Annotated in this window: 25 protein-coding genes and 4 pseudogenes; 7 read left to right on the top strand and 22 right to left on the bottom strand. The window is 63.2% G+C overall.

What is annotated here, in order from left to right:
• The first annotated feature begins 51 nt into the window (after window positions 1–51).
• The gene (locus tag NWE53_RS29355) at window positions 52–600 is read left to right on the top strand and encodes a lipocalin family protein (RefSeq protein WP_442865079.1); all 549 of its coding nucleotides are present in this window, start codon (window positions 52–54) and stop codon (window positions 598–600) included.
• A 489-nt stretch (window positions 601–1089) separates the two neighbouring features.
• On the opposite strand, the pseudogene NWE53_RS29350 reads toward NWE53_RS29355, so the two are convergent.
• From NWE53_RS29350 to NWE53_RS29315, 8 genes and pseudogenes are all read right to left on the bottom strand, one after another.
• Window positions 1090–1347 (bottom strand): annotated as a pseudogene (locus NWE53_RS29350) (integrase core domain-containing protein); the annotation flags it as partial.
• Window positions 1348–1424: 77 nt separating this feature from the next.
• Window positions 1425–1766: pseudogene (locus NWE53_RS29345) on the bottom strand (IS110 family transposase); the annotation flags it as partial.
• Between the two features lie 174 nt (window positions 1767–1940).
• Entirely contained in the window at window positions 1941–2681 is a 741-nt protein-coding gene (locus tag NWE53_RS29340) for a ribonuclease activity regulator RraA (protein ID WP_265055235.1), read from the bottom strand.
• A 79-nt stretch (window positions 2682–2760) separates the two neighbouring features.
• Window positions 2761–3951 (bottom strand): enolase C-terminal domain-like protein, encoded by a 1191-nt coding sequence (locus NWE53_RS29335; protein WP_265055234.1) that lies wholly within the window; start codon window positions 3949–3951, stop codon window positions 2761–2763.
• A gap of 14 nt (window positions 3952–3965) precedes the next feature.
• On the bottom strand, window positions 3966–4727 hold the full coding sequence (locus NWE53_RS29330; protein WP_265055233.1) for an SDR family NAD(P)-dependent oxidoreductase: 762 nt from the start codon (window positions 4725–4727) through the stop codon (window positions 3966–3968).
• Entirely contained in the window at window positions 4720–5544 is an 825-nt protein-coding gene (locus tag NWE53_RS29325; protein WP_265055232.1) for an ABC transporter permease, read from the bottom strand. Before NWE53_RS29325 ends, NWE53_RS29330 begins: the two co-directional genes overlap by 8 nt.
• Before the next feature lie 82 nt (window positions 5545–5626).
• Complete coding sequence (locus NWE53_RS29320; RefSeq protein ID WP_265055231.1) at window positions 5627–6568, bottom strand: ABC transporter permease; 942 nt, start codon at window positions 6566–6568, stop codon at window positions 5627–5629.
• A 10-nt stretch (window positions 6569–6578) separates the two neighbouring features.
• Window positions 6579–7316, bottom strand: a complete 738-nt coding sequence (locus NWE53_RS29315) for a FadR/GntR family transcriptional regulator (protein WP_265055230.1) — start codon at window positions 7314–7316, stop codon at window positions 6579–6581.
• 233 nt (window positions 7317–7549) lie between these two features.
• On the opposite strand from NWE53_RS29315, the gene NWE53_RS29310 reads away from it, so the two are divergent.
• Entirely contained in the window at window positions 7550–9103 is a 1554-nt protein-coding gene (locus tag NWE53_RS29310; RefSeq protein ID WP_265055229.1) for an ABC transporter substrate-binding protein, read from the top strand.
• A gap of 88 nt (window positions 9104–9191) precedes the next feature.
• Here NWE53_RS29310 and NWE53_RS30150 read toward each other — a convergent pair.
• Window positions 9192–9332, bottom strand: a pseudogene (locus NWE53_RS30150) (IS3 family transposase); the annotation flags it as partial.
• Window positions 9333–9772: 440 nt separating this feature from the next.
• The gene (locus NWE53_RS29305; protein WP_265055228.1) at window positions 9773–9976 is read right to left on the bottom strand and encodes a hypothetical protein; all 204 of its coding nucleotides are present in this window, start codon (window positions 9974–9976) and stop codon (window positions 9773–9775) included.
• 197 nt (window positions 9977–10173) lie between these two features.
• Between NWE53_RS29305 and NWE53_RS29300 the strand changes: the two genes are divergently transcribed.
• Window positions 10174–10557 (top strand): hypothetical protein, encoded by a 384-nt coding sequence (locus NWE53_RS29300; protein WP_265055227.1) that lies wholly within the window; start codon window positions 10174–10176, stop codon window positions 10555–10557.
• Window positions 10558–10587: 30 nt separating this feature from the next.
• Here NWE53_RS29300 and ku (NWE53_RS29295) read toward each other — a convergent pair whose 3' ends face one another.
• Complete coding sequence (ku, locus tag NWE53_RS29295; protein WP_265055226.1) at window positions 10588–11424, bottom strand: non-homologous end joining protein Ku; 837 nt, start codon at window positions 11422–11424, stop codon at window positions 10588–10590.
• A gap of 93 nt (window positions 11425–11517) precedes the next feature.
• Here ku (NWE53_RS29295) and ku (NWE53_RS29290) point away from each other — a divergent pair, with 93 nt between their 5' ends.
• Complete coding sequence (ku, locus tag NWE53_RS29290) at window positions 11518–12306, top strand: non-homologous end joining protein Ku (protein WP_265055225.1); 789 nt, start codon at window positions 11518–11520, stop codon at window positions 12304–12306.
• A 164-nt stretch (window positions 12307–12470) separates the two neighbouring features.
• On the opposite strand, the gene NWE53_RS29285 is transcribed toward ku (NWE53_RS29290), so the two are convergent.
• Window positions 12471–13046 carry a hypothetical protein gene (locus NWE53_RS29285; protein ID WP_265055224.1) on the bottom strand — a complete coding sequence of 192 codons (576 nt, stop codon included), beginning with the start codon at window positions 13044–13046 and terminating at the stop codon, window positions 12471–12473.
• A 67-nt stretch (window positions 13047–13113) separates the two neighbouring features.
• On the opposite strand from NWE53_RS29285, the pseudogene NWE53_RS29930 reads away from it, so the two are divergent.
• Window positions 13114–13239: pseudogene (locus NWE53_RS29930) on the top strand (hypothetical protein); the annotation flags it as partial.
• A gap of 91 nt (window positions 13240–13330) precedes the next feature.
• Here the strand turns inward: NWE53_RS29930 and NWE53_RS29280 are convergent.
• From NWE53_RS29280 to NWE53_RS29270, 3 genes are read right to left on the bottom strand one after another with little or no spacing between them, the layout of a single operon-like run.
• Window positions 13331–13507, bottom strand: a complete 177-nt coding sequence (locus tag NWE53_RS29280; protein WP_265055223.1) for a hypothetical protein — start codon at window positions 13505–13507, stop codon at window positions 13331–13333.
• A gap of 55 nt (window positions 13508–13562) precedes the next feature.
• The gene (locus tag NWE53_RS29275) at window positions 13563–13904 is read right to left on the bottom strand and encodes a hypothetical protein (protein ID WP_265055222.1); all 342 of its coding nucleotides are present in this window, start codon (window positions 13902–13904) and stop codon (window positions 13563–13565) included.
• A gap of 19 nt (window positions 13905–13923) precedes the next feature.
• Complete coding sequence (locus NWE53_RS29270) at window positions 13924–14175, bottom strand: hypothetical protein (protein ID WP_265055221.1); 252 nt, start codon at window positions 14173–14175, stop codon at window positions 13924–13926.
• A gap of 592 nt (window positions 14176–14767) precedes the next feature.
• Between NWE53_RS29270 and NWE53_RS29265 the strand changes: the two genes are divergently transcribed.
• A complete protein-coding gene (locus NWE53_RS29265; RefSeq protein WP_265055220.1) occupies window positions 14768–15112 on the top strand; it encodes a hypothetical protein in 345 nt (114 codons plus the stop codon).
• Between the two features lie 241 nt (window positions 15113–15353).
• On the opposite strand, the gene NWE53_RS29260 is transcribed toward NWE53_RS29265, so the two are convergent.
• From NWE53_RS29260 to NWE53_RS29230, 7 genes are all read right to left on the bottom strand, one after another.
• Window positions 15354–17045, bottom strand: coding sequence for an FAD-dependent oxidoreductase (locus NWE53_RS29260; protein WP_265055219.1), 1692 nt, complete (start codon window positions 17043–17045; stop codon window positions 15354–15356).
• 716 nt (window positions 17046–17761) lie between these two features.
• Complete coding sequence (locus NWE53_RS29255) at window positions 17762–18934, bottom strand: enolase C-terminal domain-like protein (protein ID WP_265055218.1); 1173 nt, start codon at window positions 18932–18934, stop codon at window positions 17762–17764.
• A gap of 137 nt (window positions 18935–19071) precedes the next feature.
• Window positions 19072–20079 (bottom strand): TRAP transporter substrate-binding protein, encoded by a 1008-nt coding sequence (locus tag NWE53_RS29250; RefSeq protein ID WP_265055565.1) that lies wholly within the window; start codon window positions 20077–20079, stop codon window positions 19072–19074.
• A 43-nt stretch (window positions 20080–20122) separates the two neighbouring features.
• The gene (locus NWE53_RS29245) at window positions 20123–21406 is read right to left on the bottom strand and encodes a TRAP transporter large permease (protein WP_265055217.1); all 1284 of its coding nucleotides are present in this window, start codon (window positions 21404–21406) and stop codon (window positions 20123–20125) included.
• Window positions 21403–21948, bottom strand: coding sequence for a TRAP transporter small permease (locus tag NWE53_RS29240; protein ID WP_265055216.1), 546 nt, complete (start codon window positions 21946–21948; stop codon window positions 21403–21405). Before NWE53_RS29240 ends, NWE53_RS29245 begins: the two co-directional genes overlap by 4 nt.
• Window positions 21908–22687: a FadR/GntR family transcriptional regulator gene (locus NWE53_RS29235; RefSeq protein ID WP_265055215.1), complete on the bottom strand. Its 780-nt coding sequence runs from the start codon at window positions 22685–22687 to the stop codon at window positions 21908–21910. Before NWE53_RS29235 ends, NWE53_RS29240 begins: the two co-directional genes overlap by 41 nt.
• Window positions 22688–23275: 588 nt before the next feature.
• Window positions 23276–23728: a universal stress protein gene (locus NWE53_RS29230; RefSeq protein ID WP_265055214.1), complete on the bottom strand. Its 453-nt coding sequence runs from the start codon at window positions 23726–23728 to the stop codon at window positions 23276–23278.
• A 152-nt stretch (window positions 23729–23880) separates the two neighbouring features.
• Between NWE53_RS29230 and NWE53_RS29225 the strand changes: the two genes are divergently transcribed.
• Complete coding sequence (locus NWE53_RS29225; protein WP_265055213.1) at window positions 23881–24099, top strand: hypothetical protein; 219 nt, start codon at window positions 23881–23883, stop codon at window positions 24097–24099.
• The last annotated feature ends 110 nt before the right edge of the window (window positions 24100–24209 follow it).

Here is a 24209-nt window from a genome sequence, read left to right as displayed (position 1 = left end):
GGGGTGGGAACCGCGTCAGCAAGCTCACGTTATCGTGCAGCCCAAGCGAGGATGACGATGAAAACCCTGATGAGCGCGCTCATGATCGGATCGACTATGGCACTGGCGGCGTGCAATCCGCTGGAGAGCCAGCCTGTCGGCAACTCCAATGTCCCGCAGCCCGCGAAGCCTGTGGAGCTGAAGCGCTATCTCGGCAAGTGGTACGAACAGGCTCGCTATGAGGCGGGTTTCCAGAAGGGCTGCGAGGCGGTCACGGCGGAGTATTCTCAGAAGTCAGACGGTGCTGTTGCGGTGGTCAACTCCTGCCACCAAGGCGGCTTGACGGGATCGGTGAAGACGGCAGAGGCCACGGCCCGAGTCGTCGATGGCTCCAACGGATCGAAGCTCAAGGTCACTTTCTTCTGGCCGGTCGAGGGGGACTATTGGGTGCTGGATCGCGCGCCGGACTATTCATGGTCCATCGTTGGAGAGCCCTCGGGTCGATATCTCTGGATACTGACCCGAAGTCAGGCTGTCAGCCCGCGCCAGTATGCGACACTGGTGGAGCGGGCGAAGGCGCTCGGATACGACACGGGTATGCTGAGGCGAACCCAGCAGTGATGATACGCGATCGGGCCGATGCCATCAGGTGCCGCACAAAGCGAGCGCTATCCCGTTTCGCTTTAATAGCGCCTTGCCAATATTGCGGCTTGTCTAGCTCATGTCGCGCTGGATGAGGCAGAGCCGAAACAGGCGCCTGCTCCGAAGCTTATGGAGCAACAAGTTGCTTCCGTTTTTGGCGGAGTCCCACGGCGATGCCCGGGCTGCCATCGGGGCTCTGCTTCACAACCGCGATGAGCTCCTGAGAGATGCCGATCGGGCAGTTTCCGTGGGCTTCCTACGCGGTCGGTTCTCCGAAGGAGCGCGGCCGGTTCGGTAAATGAAGGCATGAACGCCTTCGATCAGCTATCTCGACGCGCTCAACCCGGCCCAGCGGCGCGCAGTGATCCATGGTGTCGGCGCGGTGGCTTCCTCGCCCCTGGTTGTCATCGCCGGCGCGGCTCCGGTAAGACCAATGATCCGCCTTCGCTGGCTGGTCCATTGCGATTGTTAGTGGACGGTTGGCCTGGAGGCTATCGCGGGCGGCGTAGCTGGTCCGGGTTGCGCAGCCGCCCGCGCGGCCATGGCGGGGACGAAGACGTCCGGAGCCGGCGGCTTGTATCCGAGCGAGCCATGCGGGCGCACCGTATTGAAGTGGCGCCGCCAGCTTTCGACGACGACCTTCGCCCCGGCGAGGGTGTAGAAGATTTCGCCGTCGAGCAGCTCGTCCCGAAGCCTTGCATTGAACGACGACTCCAGGCACACCCCTCCTCATCCGGCACGCATGGATCGCTCTCTTCCGGCTTGATCAGCTGTTGCAGCCCCGCGCGCCCGATCGGCGCCACCAGGCCGAACTCAGCTATGTGCCCCCGTATCGTGTTGGACAGCTGGATGCGCTGGAACATCCAAGTCAGCCGGACTTTGTGCAGCACCATCACGCTTTGCTGCTCAGGGCTCTTCACCTCCACGAAGAGCATCATCGGCCGGGTCACGGCCTCGCAGATCGCCTCGGCGTCGGCGGCATCGTTCTTTTGCCGCTTTACGTTTGGCTTCATATAGCTCGGCGGTATGAGCTTCACTAGGTGGCCCAGCGCGCCGAGCTCGCGGGCCCTATAGTGCGCCGTAGCGCAGGCTTCGATGCCGATCAGGCACGCCGGCAGCTTGGCGAAAAACGGCAAGACCTGCGCCTAACCTTGAACATGACGCGCTCCTCCTGCCTTGCAGGAGCTTGGGCTCCCGCAGGGGTGGAGAGCCGTCCACAGCATCACTTCCCGACCTCGGTGTCCTGCAGAGAGCGGACGTTTATGAATGGGAGTTGGAGCAGCGCGAACAATCAGGAGCAGCGTCGCCAGCCAGCGACCTCAGCTGCTTTCCTGTTGCGCCTTCCACTCCTGGTATTCGACTTCGGCCTCCTGGGCGAGCGGGTAGTAGCGACGAAGATCGCCGCCCTTCGAAAGCATAATGCGCGAGAAGTCCTCCCACTCGGCATGATGGCTGCCGGCTTGGAGCAGCCTCTCGGCATAGGCGATCGGCACGCAGATGGCGCCGTCATCGTCTGCGATGATGATATCGCCCGGTTTCACATAGGTGCCGCCGCAGGCGATCGGCACGTTCACTGCGTGTGGCATAAGCGTCGTCTGCGTATGAAAATTCGGGCTGACGCCCCGCATCCAGTAGCCGATATCGAGCTTGAACGCCTTGGCGGCATCGCGGATGACGCCGTCGATGACCATGCCTTTCCCGCCCTTGCCGGCGAAGTAGGTCAGCATCATCTCGCCGAAGATGCCGCTTTCCAGGTCACCACGGGCGTCTACGACGACGATGTCGCCAGCTTCGATGTGATAAAGCGCATGCCTGTGAAGCTGCTTCTCCCGATCGGCATATTCGTCGTCGCCGTAGAGATCCTCGCGTTTCGGCATGAACTGGAGGGTGACGGCAGGTCCGGCCACGACCTTGCCGCGAGAGTGGGGCACGGCGCCTGTAATGAGCGGATTCCGGATACCCATCTTGTAGAGTTCGCTCGACGCGGTAGCCGTTCCGATGCTGGCAAGCCCGTCCACGAGAGCTTTCGCCGGACGATTGATCGTGGGAATGTCGAACATGTGCTGTTCCTGATGGTTGGCGGCTTGGTCCGGATTTTGTGGGCGTCTTGTCAGGTTGGCGAAGTCGCGAGCCGGCTTGTCACAGCCCGCCCACCACCGGATGCCAGTCCGGCCGGTAGGGGTCCTGGTGGAAGCGAGCGTAGTAGTCGCCCTTCGCCTCATAGAGCGCGCCGTAGTGGCGCATCTTGTCCTCATCGAGCGCGACGCCGAGCCCCGGCCCGGTCGGCACGCGGATGGCGCCGCCCTCGTATTTCATCAGCCCGCCCTCGATTATGTCGTCGGTGAGGTAGTGGTAATGGGCATCGCCGGCGAAGCTCATCTCCGGGATGGTCGCGGCGGTGTGCAGCATCGCGGCGAGTTCGATGCCGAACTCGGCCCCCGAATGCATCGCGACGCCGAGCCCGAAGGTGCGGCAGACCGCCGACAGGTCCTTCACCCCGCGCGGCCCCTCCCAGTAGTGGATGTCGGTCAGCACGATATCGACGGCGCCGAGCCTGATGGCGGGGCCGAGATCGTCGAACTTGGCCGGGTACATATTGGTGGCGATGGGGGTGCGGACCGCCTTGCGCACGGCGGCATTGCCTTCCAGCCCCCAGGCGGGATCCTCGAAATACTCCATCCCGACTGCCTCCAGCCGCTGGCCGATGCGGATCGCAGTTGGCACCGACCAGACGCCGTTGGGGTCGATCCGCAGGCCGAAATCAGGCCCCATCCGATCGCGGCAGAGTTCGACGGCGCGCGCCTCGACATTCGGATCGAGGACGCCGGCCTTGAGCTTCATCGCGGTGACGCCGAGGGTCTCATGGAGCTCTTGGCAGAGATCGGCCATGTCCTCGGGATGTTTGTCATGGCCACCGCTGGGCCTGTCGTAGCGCCAGAACAGATAGGCGATCATCGGGATGCGGTCGCGCACCGGTCCGCCGAGCAGGTCGCAGAGCGGTCGCCCCAGCCCCTTGCCCTGGATGTCGAGGCAGGCCATCTCGATCGCGGCATAGAGACGGGCGTTCGAGAGATAGTAGATCGCCCGCAAGGTCTTGAGCTTGATCAGCTCGAGGTGGAACGGGTCCATGCCGATGATGCGGGATTTGAGTTTCGTCAGCGCGCCGCGCTGGTCGCCGCCGCCGACCTCGCCGAGGCCGACGATGCCCTCATCCGTCACCAGTTCGAGGATGGTGCGCAGGAAATAGCCGGGATGAACCCCGGTGTTGTGGCGAAGCTGCGCGTTGAGCGGGATCGCCACGCAGCGCACCTTCATGTCGACGATCTTCATTGCTCTCGTTTCCTCTAGAGATGCATTCCGCCATCGACGAAGAGCGTCGTGCCGGTGACGTAGCGGGCAGCGTCGGAGGCCAGGAACAGCGCCACTTCGGCGCAATCCTCCGGCGTGCCGAGACGACCAGCCGGGATGCGTGCGAGGACCGCGCCGCGATAGGCCGCGTCTGCCAGCGCCTCGCGGTTGCGCGCAGTCGCGATCGCGCCGGGGGCCAGCACGTTGCAGGTGACCCCTTGCCCTGCGACCTGCCGGGCGAGGTTGCGGACCATGCTTTCGAGCGCCGCCTTGCTGGCCGCATAGACCAGCATCTCCGGATGCTCTCTGACCTGCTGGATCGAACCGATCGCGATCAGCCGGCCGAATCCGCGTTCGGCCATGGCGGGAACGAAAGCCTGGATCAGGCGATAATTCGCCGCGAGGTTGATCTCCCATTGCCGGTCGATCGACGCGCGGTCGAAGCGGGACCAAGGCTGCTTCTCCTGGAGCGCGGCGTTCAGGACGAGGATGTCGGCCCCACCGAGAGCGTCCGTGACGGCCGCCACCAGCCGCTCGACCTCGTCTGGCCGGGTCAGATCCGCGCCGATGCCGATGGCAGCGCCGGCCTCGCGGCAGGCCAGGTCGAGCTCCGCCCCCTGCGACGGCGCATTGATGCAGACCCTGGCACCAGAGTTGACCAGCGCCTTCGCGATGGCGAGTCCGATCCCTTGCGATGAGCCGGTGACGAGCACGCGCCGGCCCGTGAGCTCCGGGTGAAGTCCGTTCGGCTCAGTCATTGCGATCGCCGAGCCTCGCATCGAAGGCGTCGCGCACGGCATCACCGAGGAAGTTGAGCGCTAGCACCATCAGGAAGATCGCAAGCCCCGGGAAGAAGCTCATCCACCAGGACTGGTAGAACTGGATGCCGGTCGCGACCATGTAGCCCCAGCTCGGCGTCGGCGGCTGCACGCCCAGGCCGAGGAAGGAGAGTGCGCTCTCGGTGATCAGCGCCTGCGAGGCGGAGAGAGAACCATAGACGATGACGTTGCCGGAGACGTTCGGCCAGATGTGGCGGGACAGGATACGCCAGGGACTTGCCCCGGCAGCCTGCGCCGCAACAACGTAGTCGACCTCACGCAGGCTCAGCACCTCCGCCCGCACCAGGCGGGCGAAGCCCGGCATCTTGGTGATCGCGATGGCGAACATCGCATTCATCAGGTCGGGGCCGAGCACCGCGACGATGGACAACGCCAGAACCAGCAGCGGAAACGCCAGGAAGGCGTCCATCACCCGCATGATCAGCGCATCCCAGCCGCCGCCGAGCCAGCCCGAGATCAAACCCAGCACGGAGCCGACGACCAGCGCGAGGCCGATGGCGAAGACGACCACTTGAAGCGAGACCGTGGCGCCATGCAGGACGCGTGACAGCACGTCACGGCCGATCTCGTCGGTGCCGAACCAGTGCGCTGCGCTCGGCGGCATCGAGAAGGCTTCCGGGTCGATATCGGTCGGAGAATAAGGCGCGATCCAGGGGGCCAACAGCCCGAGCGAAACGATGACGGCGAGAACGACGACCCCGAACTGTCCCTGCCAGGACGTCAGGATGCGGCGCATGATAATCGCGCCTGGCGAGCGCGGCGCGCGCTGCTCTGAGGCGGGGGAGGGCGGCATCGATCCGGTCACGGCCACCATCGCCTCAGGCCTCGACCCGGGGGTCGAGGACCCGGTAGAGCATGTCGGTCAGGAGGTTCACCAGGAAGACGGCGATGACGATGAAGAGAATCGCTCCCTGGATCACCGGGAAGTCGCGCTGGAAGATGCCGTCCACCAGCATCCGGCCGAGGCCAGGCAGCGCGAAGACCGTTTCCGTCACCACTGCGCCGCCGAGTAGCGCCCCGACCTGCAGGCCGATCACGGTGATGATCGGGATCAGCGCGTTGCGTAGCGCATGGCGGATCAGGACCAGCCGCTCGCTCAAACCCTTCGCCCGGGCCGTGCGGACATAGTCCATCGACAGGATCTGCAGCATCGAGGCCCGCGTTTGGCGCATCACCAGCGCCGCAAAGGCGGTGCCGATCGTCAGCGCCGGCATCACCATCAGCTTCATGTTCTGGGCGGGATCGTCGAGGAACCGGACATGCCCCGATGCCGGCAGCCAGCCGAGCTGAAGCGAGAACAACATGATCAGCAGCACGCCCATCCAGAAATAGGGCACCGCGACCGACGACATGGCCACGAGGCTCGCCGCGACATCGATCAGCCCGCCCCGGAAGCGCGCGGCGAGAATGCCGGCTGGCACGCCGATCGCCACCGCGATCAGGATCGAGAGCAAGCCGAGCTGCAGCGTCACCGGGATGCGCGCTGCCAGCATCGCGCCCACATCCTCGCGCGTCCGCAGGGACCGGCCGAACTCGCCCTGGGCGACGCGGGCGAGCCATGTGACATAGCGAATGGGCGCCGGCTGATCGAGACCGTACTCGACCCGCACGGCGGCGCGCTGCTCGGGCGTGGCCTGCTCGCCAAGGATCGTCACCGTCGGATCGCCCGGCAGGAGATTGGTCAAGGAAAACACGATGACGGTGACGAAGAAGGCCACCGGCAGCATCTGGATGAGCTTCCTACCGAGATAGCTGAGCACGAAAAGTCCCTCAGTAGCGATCAAGCCGGCGATGGTCGCGCGCAATCTCGGCGATCACGGCGTCGGACACGGCGAAATGCGCCGTCATCGCCACCCGCGCCGCTGCCGGATCATGAGCGCGGATGGCGTCGATGATCGCCTGGTGACGCGCGACGGTCGCGGCAGGGTCCCGCAGATCGCGCTGCAGGCCGAGCGCCCGCTGGGTGAACTTGATCGTCTCCGCCAGCGCATTGACCAAATGTTCGAGCAATGCGTTGCCGGAGCAGCGCGCCAGCGCGACGTGAAAGGCGAGGTCGCCCTGGAGCCAACGCTCGAAATCCCCATCGATATTGGCGCGCATCTTCTCCAGGGCAGCCTCGACCGGCTCGATCTGCAGAGGCGAGGCGCGCTCGGCAGCAAGCGAGGCCACCTCCACCTCGATGGCGCGACGAAGCTCGACCGCTTCTCGCAGGCCGTTATCGGTCACCCGGACTGCCAAGCGCAGGAACTGGTCGAGCGGCGCGACCGAGAGGCCCCTCACGGTCGTCGCCTTCCCCTGCTGGATCTGGACGATGCCCAGCGCCGACAGGCGTCCGAGCGCCTCGCGCACGACGGGCTTCGAGACATTCAGGCGCTTGGCGAGGTCCGATTCCGACGGGAGGGAATCGCCGGGGCGAAAGACGCGCTCCGCGACACGATCGATCACGAACTGCGTCACAGCCTCGGTCAGGCGCTGCTTGTCGGGTTGAAGTGCTGTGGTGTCGCTCATAACTTATCAGATATCTTGTGACTTGAAGGCGGTCAACGGGCCACCTCTTGCGTGTGACATCGTCGTTGTCGAGAGAAATGGCGTCGCGATGCGCAATGCATTCGCATCTGCAGCATAATTTCCGGGTTATTCAAGCAAGTGAAAATTCAAAATCCGATTGCCCATCTCATAACATATCTGATAGGCAATCCCTCATGGGCGTCGGCAAGAGCGCCTTGGGAGGAGATTTCGCAATGGAGATGATTTCACGTCGCGGCATTCTGCTCGGCGCTTCGAGCCTAGGCCTCATTGCCGGGCTGCCTGCCTTCGCACAGGGATCGCCAGTGCGTGGCGGCACCATCGTCGCCTCAATGGACCTGCAGCCCAAAAGCCTCGACCCGATCATGGGTGATGCCCCGACCTCGGATCGCTACGCCCTGATCCAGATGTTCGAGGGCCTGCTGAAGTTCGACGTGCAAGGCAATCTCCAGCCCTCGCTCGCAACGAGCTGGGAGTGGTCGGAGGACAAGAAATCGGTCGTCTTCAAGCTGCGCGAAGGCGTCGTCTTCCATGATGGCGAGCCCTTCAATGCCGAGGCCGCCGTCCTCAATATCGTGCGTGTCGTCGCGCCCGGCTCGACGGCACCGCGCAGCCCCGATCTCGCCGACATCGCGGGCGCCGAGGCGGTCAATCCGATGACGGTCCGGATAAATCTGAAGCAGCCTTCCGGCGCGGCACTGGCCTCGCTCGCAGTCGAGGCGGGCATGATGTGCTCTCCGGCCGCCCTGAAGAAGCTCGGCGAGGATTTCGGCCGCCAGCCGGTGGGCACCGGCCCCTATAAATTCGCCGAATGGGTCGGCGGCAGCCAGATCCGGTTCGTGCGCAACGAGCGCTACTGGCGCGAGGGCGCCGACGGAAAGAAGCTACCTTATGCTGATGCCGTGACGCTGCGCATCATCCCGACGACCGCCGTGAAGATGGTCGAGGTCAAGTCGGGCGGCGTCCATCTGGTGGACGGCGTGACCCCGCGCGATTTCGAAGAGGTCGAAAAGAACGAAGCGCTCAAGCTCGTCTCGGTTCCGCCCGGCGTCGCACAGTGGCTGACCTTCAACGTCAGCAAGGGCATCTTCGCCAACCCGGCGCTGCGCGCGGCGGTCAACCACGGCATCGACCGCAACGTGCTGATGAAGGGCATCACCCGCGGCTTCGGCGCGGTGACGCCGACCTGGGTGCCGCCGACCGATTGGTCCTACGACGCCAGCGTCCCCGCTCCGAAGCTCGACCCGGCGAAGGTGCAGGCGGCCCTCAAGGAAGGCGGCCAGCCCAACGGCTTCGCCTGCAAGATCTCGATCATCCAGCGGGATCCCGACACGCAGGTCGCGCAGATCATCCAGGCCCAGCTCAAGCCGTTCAAGATCAACATGGAGATCGAGATCTTGGAGCGGCAGGCCTGGGTGCCGAAGGTGCTCGGACTCCAGCACGAACTGGCGATGGGCCGCGTCAATGTTCCGCGCGCAGACCCCGATCATGTCTTCGGCCCGTTCTTCGGCCGTACAGCTTCGCAGAACTGGTCCGGCATCAAAGACGAGGAGGTCTTCAAGCTGGTCGATCAGGGGCGCGAGGAAACCGATCAGGCCAGGCGCAAGTCGATCTACAAGGATCTCCAGACCGTCCTCAACAAGAACGATTACTACTCCTGGCTCTTTTTCCGCGAGGCACGACATGTCGCCCGCAAGGAGCTGCATAACATCGTGCTCGACTCAGGCGGCGCCTGGCAACTCGCCGAAGCCTGGCTCGCCAAGGCGTGACGCGAGCGGAGCCCTTTGGCCCGAGCTCAGGGATCGGAATGAAGCTGAACGCAAATGGCCTGCCCCCATTTGGTGGCCCAGTTCTAATCTAATGCATTGTGGGCTTGGCGGCCACGGTTGAGGTGGCCGGCGAGGCGTGTTGGGTTTGCGCAGCCGGCCACACGATAGTGCGCGGTGCTGGTGGCCGGTAGCCCAACGAGGGTTGCGGGCGCAGGGTGTTGTAGTGTTGGTCTGCCGCGTCGCCCCGAATGCTCTTCATGCCCCGCATGCCGTCCTTCACGCCATCGAGCGCCTATGCGCTGGGCCAGAGTGAGGCCCGCCAGGATCGCGACCTCGCACTCGTGGCGCCACTCCTCCAACCAGGTCTAAACCTCACGGCCGGCGAGGATGGAGAAGACACGCGGAGGGTTGGCAGGGGGTACAGCATGGTAGCGCTATCGCAGATTCGCTCGCCGAGGGGAGGCAGCTTAGAGCTGATGCTTCGCCCGCCAAATCTCGACATCGAGAACAATTGGATCAGCGCGCGCTCCTCGGGCGGGTCTTCCAGGGCGCGCGCCCGTTAGCTCCTGTATTCGATCCAATGCGGCATGATAGTCAGCCTGCAATTTGATCGTTGCTTCCATGGGCGGTGGAATCCCCGCGGGTGCTACGTTGTACGGATAGCCGATCCTAAGAACGCTTTTGGGCGCCCAACGTGAACAGATGATTCTTGGCTTCGCGGCTCAAATTGACGGTGGCCCCCGATTTCCGCGCCAAGCGCTCCGCCGCCTCGATCGTCTCGAGCAAGTCGGACGACTGGCCGTAGCCAGAGCCGGTTACATCGCGCGCGATCCATTCCTTGCCGGTGTGGTGCACGGTGAACACTTGCGCCATTCACGAGCTCCTCTTCGAAGCACGAACAGGCGGCGCCTTGGGTTGTTCCGCCCCGCTTCTCATCGCCAGTTCGATAAGCCGGAACGATTCCCGGCGCCGCCGGTTGGCGACTCAGTTCGTTGAGTGGGAGTTGCGTTATGTGTGCCCAGCGAATGTTGCGAGCTCGCCTATCCTCGGACACCGTCAGCAGCCGGCCTTTGCCGCGGGACGACGAGCGCCAGGGCGTTCTTGATCTCCGTGTTCTCCCGACCTATCGCGCCTACAGCGCCACCCGAGGCTGGGTCGACAAGGTCGACGAAGTGGCGATGCTCGCCAGCGCCCTTGTGGATCGGCTTGAGGATTTGAAGAGCATCCGAAACACGGGTGACCTTGACGAAGCAGACGCGGCCAGCGTCAACGCGAACATCGCTTCGATCGCGAACGCTGCCGACGAGCTCATTACCGCTCTGATCGACAATGCCGAAGCGCGCGGCCTCCAAGCGACTGGCCGCTGGATGGATATCCCGCTGGTCGAGTGCCGAGAGTTCGAGATCGAGGAGCGGGATGCCGGTGGGGACCAGGCAGACACCCCAGAACTCTAGGGTCCGAGCGATGGCTGTCTAGCCGCGAGGTCAGCTCGCCTTACGGGCCGGCTCCGCCTTGCGCCTGGGCGTTGGCGTCTTCTTGTCCTTCACACCCGCGCTAGCCCGCAGCGCATCAAGGAGGTTGACCACGTTGGTTGCGGCCTGAGGCTTCGGCACGTGGATGGCTCTGCCCTCAATCTTCGCCTTTACGAGATCCGCCACTGCCGCTTCGTAGCGGTCGACGAAGGTTGCCGGTTCGAACTTGCCGGCTTTGGTCGAGATGATGTGCTTTGCCAGGTCCAGCATCTCACCCTTGATTTCGAGGTCAGCCAGATCCTCAAATGCCGCCTCCGCGGAGCGCACCTCGTAATCGAAGTTCAGGGTATGGGCGATCATGCCAGGACCGCTGGGGCGGATAAGAAGAGCGCGGTAGCGGCGGAACAGCACTGCGTGCGCAATGGCCCCAGAACCGCGCCGCGTGAGCGCGTCGCGGAGGACCGAAAAGGGCGCCGTCGCGCCGGGCCCTGTGGGCGTCAGGTAGTAGGGCTTGTCGAAGAAGAGCGGGTCCACTTCGTCGCAAGGCACGAAGGCCTGCACAGCGAGCTTCTTGTCAGATTGGGGGATCGCAGCTTCGATCTCCCCAGCGTCGAAAACAAGGAAGTTGCCTGGATCGACCTCGAAACCTTTGACCTGCTCTTCCTTGGGAACGGGCTCGTCAGTCGTCGGATCGAGATACTCGCGACGGAGCCTGTTGCCAGTCTTCCGATTGACCATATTGAAGCTCGTTCGCTCGGAGGTTGATGCGGCTGTGAACAGAGCTACCGGGATACTCAGGGCGCCGACCTGCAGCGTCCCTTTCCATTGAGCTCGAACAGCAGTGGCCATCAACGCAACTCCACACACACGAACCGGAGTCAACGCAACGGAACCGCCAGCGTTCCCGAGAATTGAGTCGGCGTGTGAGTTGAGGGTTGCGTCATGGCTCCGAGGTTCTGGACGGGTTATCTGCGCCTCTCGCTGGTGACGTGTCCCGTGGCGTTACAGCCTGCCACCTCCGAGAGCGACAAGGTCCGATTCCACACCCTCAATCGCTCCACCGGCGAGCGCGTCGTGAGCCGCTACGTCGACGCCGTCACTGGCAAGCCCGTCAACGATGACGATGAGGTCAAGGGCTACGCCGTGAGCGATGACAAGTTCGTCCTGTTCGAGGACGAGGAGCTCGCAGCGGTCGGCCTGGAAAGCACGCGAACAATCGACATCGATATGTTCGTAGACCAAGAGACTATCCCTTGGATCTACTACGACTCCAGCTACTTCATGACTCCCGACGATCCGGTTGGCGAAGAGGCCTTCGCGGTGATCCGGGAAGCGATGCGGGCAACGTCGACCGTCGGCATTTCGAGGGTGGTGCTAAATCGCCGAGAGCGTGCCGTGATGTTGCAGCCGCGGGGCAAGGGGATCATTGCCTGGACCTTGCGCTTTGGCGACGAGGTCCGGAAGCCGGCCATTTACTTCGGCGACATCGGCAAAGCGCCAGACGACCCATCGCTAAGCAAGTTGGCCGACAACCTCGTCGCACAAAAGTCGACGCACTGGTCGGCGGAGTTCATGAAAGACCCGATCCAGGAGCACTTGCTCAAGCTGATCAATTCGAAAAAGAGCCGTAGCGCGAAGAGGGGTGCAGCGCCCGGACGACCGCAGAAGGTGGTCAGCATATTCGACGCTCTCAAGAAGAGCCTTCAGGAAGAAGAGCGCAAGCAGCGGTGACGCCGCCCGTCACAGTATATGTTTGGATTCCCAAATTGCGACGTCGAAAACGAGCCGGATCAGTTCCTTCTCTTCATCCGTTCCTTCTATGCAGCCTGAAAGCTCCTGGATGCGGGCAACCGCCGCCAGATATTCGTCACGCGTTCTTAGCATTCAAGACCCCGCTATTCTGAGCCGCTTCCGCTCGAAATACGTTCGTCAGATGGGGTGTCCTGAGAGCGGACGGCTGCGATGGCCACGGCCTTCTCGCAGATATAGCCGTTCTCATCGAGTGACGGGCAATCGCGGATGGCCTGCTCGACCCGTTCCCGTGCCGCAGCGAGCGCGACTTCGGCGGCTAGGGCGCGGGCTTCAGCCCGGTCGGCGCGCTTGTTCGCGGCCTTGGCCAGCTGCCATTGCATGTAACCATAGCGACTGTGCGTGCGCTCCTTGCGCAGATATTCTCCGTAATCGTCGGGCTCAATGATCTGCCCCTCGCTCGGCGTTGCAGGGCTCGAAGCCGGCGGGGGAAGCCAGAAACCGTGCGCCCATTGCAGCCGATATCCGCACACGGGGCAGACCAGCCCGTCTTTGGTCGCGACAAGCTGCCCGAGTTTACCGCCATGCTCAGCTTGATAAGCCCGATGTGCGTCGTCGGTTCGGTCACCGCCGCATAAGAGATGGACCGCGTTTTCGACCTGAAACAGGTTGAGTGCGGCAACCTGCTCATCGGTCCACGGTGCTGTCCGCTTCTCGGCCATTTGTTCTCGGCCTCTTTAACCCGGACAACGCGCAGCCCGTCCGTCAGTTCATACGGACGGCTGCTTCTTGGGGCGAGCCAGGGGCACCATCGGTCTATGTCGGCAGCGTCGGTACCGGCTTCAGCCACGGAAGCCGGCGGTCAGCCTCAGTGGGCGTCGACAGTCCTATCGCTGGCTCACGCCGGCCCTAGTCGCAGTGGTCGAGTTTCACGCCTGGACGGATGACGGCAAGCTGCGACACGCGTCGTCAAAGGATTGCGCGATGAGGCAGACGAGGCCTCGGTTTACGAGTTGCCATCCTCGGAAGATTGATCGGCGGCCCTCTCGCCAACGCCCCTCAGCATGGCGATCGAATCCTCATAGACCTTCACGGCGTCAGCGATCTCCGCCATCTCGCGCTCTTCGTCACTGCCGTTCGTGAAGCCCATGAGTTCTTGGGCGCGCGCAATGGCGGCGTTCATTTCCTCTTCGTTGCGGATCACGAGCCGAGGCATGCCGGTTCAACGATGCGCCCGATTATTCGTTCCGCTCCTGCCGCGCCGAGTACGTCTCATGCAGGCGCATGAAGCGGCGCCAGCGTTCATATTCCTCGGGCGTGTAGCGGGCCTTGTAGTCAAGCCAGAGCGACTTGACCTTGGCCATGGCGGCCTCGCGCGTCCACTCGCGCCCGCGATCACTGGCCGTCTGGGGCAGGCCGAAGACGCTGATGCCCCAGCTCCATGGCGCGGAGCGTTCCGGAGCATTACCGCTGTCGTCGACAATTACGGCGATCCGCTCGCCCTCGTCGTCAATCACATACCAGTAGGCCTCACTGTCCGGATATGTCCGGCGAAGAAAGAGCGTCGGAGAACTGGACATCGGCGAGAGCCCCTCATGCTCAAAGCGCCCTGATCTGCTCCTCGAACTCCTCCGGGATTGCGCCGTGGCGCGCAACCACATCGACCGATGCGACTTCTCCGGTCTCGTCGTCTGCGACCACATGCACGACTGCTACGCCTTCGGCCGTGCGGCCGAGACGAATGCCGTCATTGAGCGCGTGATGCCTTGTTTGGGCGGGCACGCGCTGCGCCGGCACAAGCTTCTTCCGATGAGTCTTGAACGGCTGCAGAAAGAAGGTGTCGACATTCATGGCTTGACTCCCGGAGGCCGTTTGTTCCCATAATGTTCTCATGCCGAGGACGCAAGCCATGTCATCAGCCGTGCCGAAAACGCCACCTGAACGAACCCCAGTTGATGGGAAAATCGATTCCGTCTTGGCGGAGTTCGGCGGCGATGCTCGGGCTGCCATCGGCGCTCTGCTGCACAATCGCGAGGAGCTGTTGAGGGACGCCGACCGAGCGGCTTCTCTAGGTTTTCTGCGGGGCCGATTTTCAGAGGGAGCGCGGCCCGTCCGCGATCCCGAATGACCAATGAAACCGCCTAACGATCAAACGGCGCTCCGGGATTTTCCGTGGGTCGTGGTGCGCTTCAGATGCCACTACTGCCAGCGCGCGGGGAACTGCAGACTGGCCTCTCTCGCTGGCGCTTCGGCGAGAACTCGACGCTGGCGATGATCCTGTCCACGTTCACGTCTCTATGCCCATGGGATCCGCACAACCCGACCCGAAAGCCGCAGAAATACGGCATGAAGTGCGGTGCTTACTGTCCCGATATCGGCCGGAACTAGCCGCCCGATTAGCCTCCGCCAATGATGGGCCTAACCCTGATCGAAGGAGAGAAGGATGACCGACTTCCAGCTGACAAGCCCGGAGAGCAGCGTCGCAATCGCGTCGGAGGTAATCCAGAGGATCCGTGAAACGCTCGCGGAAACCCGCGACAAGGGGGTTTCGGGCGCCATCGGCTTCGACGAACTCGGAGACGCAACCGATTTGATCCAGCAACTCGACGATCTGGCAGAGGAATATGGGTGCCTGGTGGACGGACCCTATGACAGCGAGGAAGCGAACGGCGGCGGCTACTACCTCTTCGAACGCCAAGATGCCCCCAATGTAGTAGATGGCTGCTGGCTCACCAAGCCCGAGCCGGAAAGTGCGGGCGACACCCTCGGCTATCTTGGCTTGGCTTGACCGGCTCGCTCGTCTCGTCGAGCCTGCGGCTGCTCAGGAGACGCCGATGTGCAGCCTGTTGTCTGATTGCGATTGCTCGCGCAAACCGCTCCGCCAATCGCGCTGCCTCGCCCCGTAACGGACGTTCCCGAGGTATTAAAAGGGTCGCCAACAGACTTCGCATCGATGCATTCCGAACGTCCGGTTGCGGGCAACCATTCAGTGTCCGGTTGTGGCGCGAGGCAGTCTCGCAGCTCGCCGCCTAAACCTGACGCACCCGGGTTGATGCGTCTGAGAGTTTCCGTGCCAGGAAGGAGTGAATCTGGGCGATGACGGCGGCGCCTTCGCCAACGGCTGCCGCGACCCGCTTTGTCGACCCGGCACGTACGTCTCCGACCGCGAAGATGCCTGGACGGCTGGTTTCCAGCGGCAGCCGCTCGCCATCGCCAGCGCGTTCCCCCGTGAGTACGAAGCCTGTTCTGTCGAGGGCCACACAATTGTCGAGCCAGTCCGTCGTGGGGTCGGCACCGATGAACAGGAAGAGATGGCGCGACGTGCACTCCCGGATCGCACCGGTCCGGCTGTCCCGGAACCTCGCCCCGGTCAGGCCATTCGCGCGGTCGCCTTGCAGATCGACAATCTCGCTGCCGACATGCACCTCGACATTGGGCAGAGCCGCGATCCGGTCGATCAGATACCGGGACATGGTCTGTTCGAGCGGGCGTCGCGCCACGAGGTGCAGGTGCCTGACCTGCGGTGCGAGATAGGCGACGGCTTGCCCGGCCGAGTTTCCTCCGCCGACCAGGACGACCTCTTGCCCCGCGCAAAGCCGCGCCTCGACGGGCGATGCCCAATAGGAAACGCCGGCCCCCTCCAGCTCTTCGATATTGGGAATGTCCGGCCGCCGATAGCGGGCTCCCGAAGAAATGACCACGGTGCGGCAGCGGGCAGTGCCTCCGCTGCTGAGATCGATGGTGAACGGAACCTCCGCATCTACGCCGTGACAGTGGAGCATTTCGACGGTGAGCGGGATGGCGAGCTCGGCACCGAACTTCGCCGCCTGATTGAAGGCCCGCCCTGCGAGCGCCTGCCCGGAGATGCCGGTGGGAAAGCCGAGATAGTTTTCGATCCGAGCCGATGCGCCAGCCTGGCCGCCGAAGGCGCGGCTGTCCAGTACCAGGACCGAAAGACCTTCGGACGCGCCGTAGACAGCAGTGGCAAGCCCGGCGGGCCCGGCTCCAATGACCGCCACGTCATAGACCTTGTCCGGGTCGAGATCCGGCGTGATGCCCAGACAGGATCCGGCATCCGCATTGCTCGGGCGTCTGAGCACCGTGCCGTTCGGACAGATCATCAGCGGCAGCTCGTCGGCGCCGACGCCGAGCCGCTCGACCAGCTCTCGACCCTCGGCCTGGCATGTGGCGATAACGGTGTGGGGGTAGCCGTTGCGGGTGAGAAAGCCCGATAACTGGACGATGCCCGGATCATCCCGGCGTCCCACCAGGATCGATCCGGCGCTGCCGGTCTGCCCCGCTTCGATCAGCATGACGCGTCGCAGGATGAAGGCGCGCATGATGACTTCCCCGACATCGGCCGAGCCGATGACAAGGGCCCGCAGATGCGGCGCATCGAAGGGGATCGCGATCGCGCCAGCGTCGCCCGCCACGACCGACATGAGGGACGGACGACCCGAGAGCTGATTGGTCTCCCCCGTGAATTGGCCGGGGCCGTAGGTCGTGACCAGCGATGACCGGCCATTCGCGCTGCTCTGAAGCGCGTCGGCGGAGCCGTCGAGGAGCAACCAGCAGGGGGCGTCGCGCGTGCCGGTCTCATAGATGACCTCACGCTGAGCGAAGTGGTACGGCTCGCCGCTTGCGAAGCGGCGCGCCGTCGCGACCTGAAGGTCTGTGAGTGTGGGAAAGACCTGCTCCCGCCGAGCATCTCCGATTGCCATAAGAGTGCCCTCCATGTCGGACTATGCGACCTCTCGAACGCGACGTCATCCGATCAGATTGACGCCGCGATCCGCAAGAGCCCCCCTGATCAAATGAAAGGTTGTGGACCGAGGGTTCTGGACCCACGGTGTCGACAACCTGCGTGATTACTTTGCCTCGGCGGAGCACTTCACGATGGCGGGGCGGACCGAGGCCATCGTTTGTCCTACGCTGATCACGTGAGAATGATGTCCTCGCTCAGGGTGCTGGGGCATTCTTCGATGCGTTTGAGGCCTCCTAAGACTTTGTTTCGATTCACGGCAACCGACGGTGCGGACCGGGAAACCGCTCATTGCTCACGCCACATTCTCGATTGGCTCGATAAGCAGTTCCGCATTCATCGATAGATCGCTGTTGCGGCAGCCGGTTTGTCATTGAGGATTATCGGCACGTCCGCTCTCGGGCAAAGTGCGAATGTCCTCCGATGGCGCAACGCGAGCGCTACGTCCCACAACATTTGATAGAATGATCCCCGATGCTGCCTCCCAAGAGGCGGACCTGCCATGGATATCCAGGCGACATCGACGATGCCAGCGCTTCAACCTTAGTCGGCATCCCGGCCACCTCGACCTAATGCGCCGATCCAACAAACACATAAGCGGGTGTAATCCGGCCATTCCGAACCTAGAGGACACGCTGGCAACGGCATCGATCGAGCGCCAGTGGCCTAGGCGCGTCACCAGTCGACGACCGTGCCGTCGGCCGTGACCGCATGCTGAGTGTGGAGAATTTCCTGCTTGAACGGGTGCAAGGCAGCGACCTTCTCGTTGACCTCGATGCCAAGCCCTGACGCTTCCGATAGCTGCCACGCACTCTTCACGCGCCGCATCGGGAGGGAGACCACCTCATCGTACCAAGGCACGGCCCCGACCATTTCCTCCTGGATGATGATGTTGGGCGTGGCGAAGCCGAAATGCAGCGCCACCGCACCGGCAATCGGACCGAGCGGGTTGTGAGGCGCAAGGCCGATGCCTGCGGCCTCTGCCATCGAGGCGATCTTGCGCCCTTGCGACAGCCCTCCAACATGGCAGAGGTCGGGCTGGGCGATGTGTGTAGCGCGACTTGAGAAGAGGTTCTCAAAATCGTCCAGGTGAACCAGCCGCTCGCCCGTGGCAATTGTGCAGGGCGAATTCGTCGTGATGGTCTTCAACGAGGCGATCTCACCCGGCGGGATCGGCTCCTCGACGAAGAGCGGTCGGTAGGGAGCCAGCACCTCGAGATAGCGCATGGCCGCCGCGGCCGAGGCGCAGCGGCCATGGAAATCCACCATGAGTTCGACGTCGTCGCCGACGGCCTCGCGCAGCGACCGCATGAGGCTGTCGACATGGCGAAGCCCCTTTGTGGTGGCGGTGTAGTGCGTATAGGGAATGAACACGACCTTGAGCGCGTTGTATCCCTGCTCGACCAGGGCGAGCGCGCTTTCGGCCAGCGCCGTCGGATCGAAGGTCTCGTAGACCGCGCGCATGTCGCCCAGGCCAAGGTGGGTGTAAACCGGAAGCTCGTCGCGGACCTTGCCGCCCAGCAGTCGCCAGACCGGCTCGCCGAGCGCCTTGCCACAGATGTCCCACAGCGCCTGCTCGATGCCGCTGATCGCGGACATGCCGATGACACCGAGGCGCCAGAAGCTTTGTTTCTGGAGAATCCGGACGATCTGTTCGATGTCGCGCGGGTCACGACCTATGATTAGCGGTTTCAGGTCCTCGATCGTCCCCACGACGCCGCGGGTCTTCCATTCCAGCGTCGCCTCGCCCCAGCCATAAAGCCCGGGCTGGTTGGTGACGACCTTGACGAAGATCCAGTTCCGCATCTCGGCGTTGACGACGAGAGTGGTGATGTCGGTGATTTTCATGGAACTCTCGAATGCCGTTAGTTGGCAGTGCGCCCGTCGCGAGGCGGTCGCCGCCCGGTCGATGAGGAACGATGGTTCTCGGCGCTCCCGGCTTGCATGATCGCCCGCCGGGGAGCGCCGGGCTCACTTCGTCGTGTTCAATTGCCGCGGATCTTGGCGAGATCGGCCTGGATGCGATCGATCGTATCCTTGCCGATGGTCGCCTGATGGCGCTGGTACACGGCGGCGGTCGCCTCGCGCATCTTCGTCAGCTCGTCGGGCGTCACCTCAGAGACCTGCATCCCCTTGGACTTCAGATTGGCCAGCGATTTGTCGTTCAAATCACGCGCGACGCGGCGCTCTTCGTCGCGGCCGACGATCGAGCAATCGGTCAGGATGGTCTGCTCCTCGGCCGAGAGCTGGTCCCAGAGCTTCTTCGAATACAGCATCAGGAACGGCGTGTAGGCGTGGCGGGTTAGCGTGAGGTACTTCTGCACCTCGTAGAGCTTCGAAGTGTCGATCGTGACCAGCGGATTTTCCTGGCCGTCAATCGCATGGGTTTCGAGGGCGGCAAAGACCTCGCCGAAGGCCATCGGCGTGGCATTTGCGCCCATGCTCTTGAAGCTGTCGAGGAAGATGTTGTTCTGCATGACGCGGACCTTAAGCCCGGTCAGCTCCTCGGCCTTCGAGACGGCGCGCTTCGAATTGGTCAGGTTGCGGAAGCCGTTCTCCCAGTAGGACAGGTTGACGACGCCAAAGCCCGGCAGCTTGTCGGCGATGTATTTCCCGAACGCCCCGTCGAGGATGGCGTCGGCCTCCTTCTCGTTGGTGAACAGGAAGGGCAGGTCGAAGACGCCGAGTTCCGGCATGATGCCGACCAACGGCGAGGTCGAGGTGATCACCATCTCCTGCGTGCCGGCGCGAAGGGCCTGCGCCGCCTGCAGGTCGCCGCCGAGCGCACCGCCCCAGAAGGCCTGCAGCTTGAGCTTCCCGCCGGACTTCTCGGCCATGCAGCCCCTCATCTTGGCGACGCCGTTGCCGACCGGGTGGTCCTCGTTGATGCCGTTGGAGACGCGGATGTTGCGCTCCTTGATCTGCGCCTGGGCGGAGCCGGCGAGCGCCGCAAGGGCGACGCCGGCGAGGAGCGAAAGGATACGGGCAGTCATGGTCATGGTCTTCTCCCTATGTTCTTCGGTTTCTTGTCGAAAGTCAGCGCCCGCTCAGCCAGGCGAGCGGCACCATCACGAGCTGCGGAAACAGCACGAGCAGGAACATCGCGATGGATTGCGCGATGAAGAACGGCCAGACGCCCCGGATCACGGCGCTCATCGGTACCCGGGCAACGCCGCAGACGACGTTGAGCACGATGCCGACCGGCGGCGTGATCAGGCCGATGGCGTTGTTGATGATGAAGAGCACGCCGAAATAGATCGGGTCGATCCCCGCCTGCTTAACGATCGGCATCAGCACGGGCGTCAGGATCAGGACCGTCGGTGTGAAATCGAGCGCCGTCCCGACAGCCATGACCAGGAGCATGATGATGATCATCAGCACCGTCTTGTTGTCCATGAAGGGCTGGAGCAGAACTGAGAGCTCGGCAGGGATGTTGGCCTGCGTGATCAGCCAGGCCGATACGACGGCTGCGGCTACGAGCAGCATCACGGCGCTCGTTGTCTTGGCGGCAAGCAGCGTGACCTTGTAGAGGTCTCGGACCTTTAGTTCGCGATAGACGAACATGCCGACGATCAGCGCATAGACCGTCGCAACGACGGCAGCTTCCGTTGGCGTGACGATCCCAAAGCGGATGCCGCCGAGTATCGCGACCGGCATCAGCAAGGCGAGCGATCCGTCCCAGGTTGCCTTGAGCCTTTCGGCGCCCGTCCTACGGGGCAGCACCGTGACCTTGTCTTTGCGGCAGACAATCCACCAGGCGATGACCAGCGACAGCCCGATCAGCAGTCCCGGGAAGACGCCGGCGAGAAACAGCCGGGTGATCGAGAGGTTGGCCGCGACGCCGAAGACGATGAAACCGATCGAGGGCGGGATGATCGGCGCGATGATGCCGCCCGACGCAATCAGGCCAGCGGAGCGGCCTACATCGTAGCCGGCGCTGCGCATCATCGGCAGCAGGATCGAGGCGAGCGCAGCGGTGTCGGCGGCAGCCGACCCCGACAGCGAGGCCATGATGATCGCGGCGAAGATCGCGACATAGCCGAGACCGCCATGAAGGTGTCCAACCAGTGACAGCGCGAAATTGACGATGCGCTTCGACAAGCCGCCGGCATTCATCAGCTCGCCGGCGAGCAGGAAGAAAGGGATCGCCAGGAGCTGGAAGGAATCCGCTCCGATGATCATGTTCTGTGCGATGATCTGGGTGTCATAGACACCAAGCCACAGCATCAGGCAGACCGCGCAGACGATCAACGCAAAGGCGATCGGCATGCCGAGCGCCATCGCTCCGCAGAGCGAGGCCAGGAAGATCGTGACGGTCATTCCAGGTGCCCCTTCAGGTCATGCGAGGGGCTGGCGCTGTAGTCGCCAACGAATTCCGCGAGTTCATGCGGGCCGAGTCTGCCGGTCAACGCACGGTAGAGCCGGGCGAGCGTGATCAGGCCGATCCCGATGCCGGCGAAGTAGAGCACGTTGTAGACATAGGCCATGCTGATGCCGGTGACCGGTGCGACGGAGCTGGCGTTGATCTCCTGCTGTTTCCAGGTGCCTTCGAGCAGCATCAGACAACAGGCGAAGACGATTAGGTCGCTCAGGATCATGCAGATGCGGCGGCCAGCGTCACCGAGGGTACCGACGAAAGTGTCGACGCCAAGATGCCCGTTCTCGCGCATCACCACGACGGCCCCGATGAAGGTCAGCCAGACGAAGAAATAACGCGACAACTCCTCCGACGCGTTGATGCCGGAGTTGAAGGCATAGCGCAGCACAACATTGCCGAAGACCATCACCACCATTCCGGCAAGCAGGGCGACGAGAACGGCTTCAAGCGCGCGTAAGATCCACCTTTCGGCGATGGCTATCATGCGGCATTTCCTCGGATTTTCTTTTTATGGGGCTTTCATCAAGACGCCGGTCGGCGCCGTGTTCGATATCCGCGCGGGCCATCGCGAGCAGCTCGGCCATGGCCTGGCGAGCCTCGTCCGGGGAGCGAGCGGCAATAGCGTCGGCCACGCGCTTGTGAGCCGCCACCGATGCGCGACCTCGTGCGTGATCGTGCATTGAAAGGCGGAACGACGCTTTCAGCACCGCATGCAGGATCGGCTTGAGCTGAACGAGCAGGAGGTTTCCCGAAGCCTCGAGGATTGCCTCATGGAAGCGAAGGTCCGCAGCCTCGTGACTGGATATGTCCGGCGAATTCGTCATCGCCCCGAGGGCGGCCATGACCGCTTCAATCTGCGGGTCGGCACCGCGCTCGGCGGCGAAGGCGGCGGCCGCGGGTTCCACCATGCTGCGGATTTCCAGAAGATCGCGCTCGAAGCCGTTCGCCATATCGGCGTCGGTGATCCACGCCATCACCTGCGGATCCAGCAGCCGCCAGGTTGCGATCGGCTGGACCCGGGATCCTACCCGCGGCCCCGTCGTGACCAGCCCGAGCGCCCTCAACGTCTTGGTCACCTCCCGGATCACCGTTCGGCTGACGGAGAAGGTCTTCGCCAGCTCATCCTCCCGAGGCAGGGCGCCCAAACTTCCGAAAGTGCCGGTGACGACCATCCGACCGATGCGGTCGACAAGGACATCATGGAGGCTGGAAGGACGGCTCATACAAATATCGTATCATCGTATGATTGAGGCGGTCAATCCACTTCCCTTTGTGAGCGCCAGGACTTGGCGAGCGCGCCGGCCGTGCGGGTCAAGAGCGAGTTAGCGCCCACAACATCGCGCGTTCGACGTGATGCGCGGGGTGGGGCTAACCTAACTTCCGGAAGGCTAAGTCCTTTTCGTCGGCGGTGGCGAATTACTTAGAGCCAAAGTGCGAGTTGGTCCGCCAGCCGACAACGGCGGTGCGCGCCTGTGAATGTCTGGTTCGCGGCGACGAGCCAGTGTTCGATTGCGGCGAGGCGAGCGCTAGCAGGATGCCAGGAGATGGAGGTTATCAGCTGCGCTCAAGATGCCGAAAACACTCCGTCGGACGTGAGATCGCTTCATCACGAGTTAAGTCCCGCCTCAGGCGCGTTCGGCTCGCATCTCAGAGTATTTTCGCCGCGATAATTTGATCCAACGCAACGAACGCGGCGCCGCAGAGCGCAGGATCCTGGGAGGTTTTGGGAGGCGATCATGATCGATGGCTTAAAGAATATACTGGTGACGATCGTACAGGAAGGGCGGGACGAAGACGCCTCGGCATCTACACTACGTCACCACCAGAACGGGTACCGAACTGCGGGAGAGCACCTCGGAGGTCTGGCTGCCCAGCAGAAAGCGACGGAGCCCGCGTCCGCCGTGCGAAGCCATGACAATGAGGCTGCAGTGGCGGTTATTGGCAATTTCTACGATTGCCTCGGCCGGGAGAGCCTGTGGAATGTGAACGGTCTCGGCGTCGACGCCGAGACGATCTGCAGCAGCTTTGGCATCAGCCAATGTATTCTCCGCGGCTTGCCTTTGGCTGGCCTCATACTCCCCCGTCTCCATCGGCGGCGTTGTCCACCCGGCGCTGGCCGCGGCGCCGGCATAGATCGGAAACGGCTCGGATACGGTGACTATAGTGACCTTGGCGCCCACGCTCTTAGCCAGGTTCAGGCCATGGTTCACGCCCTTCTGGGCAAAATCCGATCCGTCCGTGGGTATGAGAATGAGCTTGTACATTGTCCGACCTGCTCCCTCCTTTCCCGCAGTCATAGAATAGGTCTGGCCGGGTTTTGGTTTTCCCGGAACAGCGGGCGGGTTGATTTGACGCAATCGCGAACTCGCTCATCTGGGGTACAATTGACCAGATGCCCCATCGTCCGGAGGTCGCTATGAAGACGACGATTAAACACGGGCCGGTATCCTGCAGGTCGGACCCTCCTGCCTTCACGATCGAGACAGCTGAAGACTACGCCCTCGCGATCCACCGCATCAAGGCGTTCTCGGTACAGGATGGAAGCAGTTACCGAGAGTTGATGGCACTCAAGGACGCGATCCGCGTCTGGGAGCAAAACCGTCCGGGTACGACGGGACCTATAGGCGGACGCTGAGAACGCCGATGACCCGAGACCCATTTCTCCTCCGACCTGAGGAGAGTCCTGAGTTTGATGATCCGAGACCATTTGCTGGATCGCCGGAGGCTGGAGTTTCCGGCCTTCGA

Source organism: Bosea sp. NBC_00550, from assembly GCF_026020075.1.
In the GTDB taxonomy this organism is placed as follows: Bacteria; Pseudomonadota; Alphaproteobacteria; order Rhizobiales; family Beijerinckiaceae; genus Allobosea.
Note: the sequence above shows the minus strand (reverse complement) of the source record. Positions and strands in the feature narration are given on the sequence as shown.

Coding starts and splice junctions, on each gene's coding strand:
- NWE53_RS29355 (WP_442865079.1), top strand. CDS start 52: ATGACGATGAAAACCCTGATGAGCGCGCTCATGATCGGATCGACTATG.
- NWE53_RS29340 (WP_265055235.1), bottom strand. CDS start 2,681: ATGTTCGACATTCCCACGATCAATCGTCCGGCGAAAGCTCTCGTGGAC.
- NWE53_RS29335 (WP_265055234.1), bottom strand. CDS start 3,951: ATGAAGATCGTCGACATGAAGGTGCGCTGCGTGGCGATCCCGCTCAAC.
- NWE53_RS29330 (WP_265055233.1), bottom strand. CDS start 4,727: ATGACTGAGCCGAACGGACTTCACCCGGAGCTCACGGGCCGGCGCGTG.
- NWE53_RS29325 (WP_265055232.1), bottom strand. CDS start 5,544: ATGCGCCGCATCCTGACGTCCTGGCAGGGACAGTTCGGGGTCGTCGTT.
- NWE53_RS29315 (WP_265055230.1), bottom strand. CDS start 7,316: ATGAGCGACACCACAGCACTTCAACCCGACAAGCAGCGCCTGACCGAG.
- NWE53_RS29310 (WP_265055229.1), top strand. CDS start 7,550: ATGGAGATGATTTCACGTCGCGGCATTCTGCTCGGCGCTTCGAGCCTA.
- NWE53_RS29305 (WP_265055228.1), bottom strand. CDS start 9,976: ATGGCGCAAGTGTTCACCGTGCACCACACCGGCAAGGAATGGATCGCG.
- ku (WP_265055226.1), bottom strand. CDS start 11,424: ATGGCCACTGCTGTTCGAGCTCAATGGAAAGGGACGCTGCAGGTCGGC.
- ku (WP_265055225.1), top strand. CDS start 11,518: ATGGCTCCGAGGTTCTGGACGGGTTATCTGCGCCTCTCGCTGGTGACG.
- NWE53_RS29285 (WP_265055224.1), bottom strand. CDS start 13,046: ATGGCCGAGAAGCGGACAGCACCGTGGACCGATGAGCAGGTTGCCGCA.
- NWE53_RS29280 (WP_265055223.1), bottom strand. CDS start 13,507: ATGAACGCCGCCATTGCGCGCGCCCAAGAACTCATGGGCTTCACGAAC.
- NWE53_RS29275 (WP_265055222.1), bottom strand. CDS start 13,904: ATGTCCAGTTCTCCGACGCTCTTTCTTCGCCGGACATATCCGGACAGT.
- NWE53_RS29270 (WP_265055221.1), bottom strand. CDS start 14,175: ATGAATGTCGACACCTTCTTTCTGCAGCCGTTCAAGACTCATCGGAAG.
- NWE53_RS29265 (WP_265055220.1), top strand. CDS start 14,768: ATGACCGACTTCCAGCTGACAAGCCCGGAGAGCAGCGTCGCAATCGCG.
- NWE53_RS29260 (WP_265055219.1), bottom strand. CDS start 17,045: ATGGCAATCGGAGATGCTCGGCGGGAGCAGGTCTTTCCCACACTCACA.
- NWE53_RS29255 (WP_265055218.1), bottom strand. CDS start 18,934: ATGAAAATCACCGACATCACCACTCTCGTCGTCAACGCCGAGATGCGG.
- NWE53_RS29250 (WP_265055565.1), bottom strand. CDS start 20,079: ATGACTGCCCGTATCCTTTCGCTCCTCGCCGGCGTCGCCCTTGCGGCG.
- NWE53_RS29245 (WP_265055217.1), bottom strand. CDS start 21,406: ATGACCGTCACGATCTTCCTGGCCTCGCTCTGCGGAGCGATGGCGCTC.
- NWE53_RS29240 (WP_265055216.1), bottom strand. CDS start 21,948: ATGATAGCCATCGCCGAAAGGTGGATCTTACGCGCGCTTGAAGCCGTT.
- NWE53_RS29235 (WP_265055215.1), bottom strand. CDS start 22,687: ATGAGCCGTCCTTCCAGCCTCCATGATGTCCTTGTCGACCGCATCGGT.
- NWE53_RS29230 (WP_265055214.1), bottom strand. CDS start 23,728: ATGTACAAGCTCATTCTCATACCCACGGACGGATCGGATTTTGCCCAG.
- NWE53_RS29225 (WP_265055213.1), top strand. CDS start 23,881: ATGAAGACGACGATTAAACACGGGCCGGTATCCTGCAGGTCGGACCCT.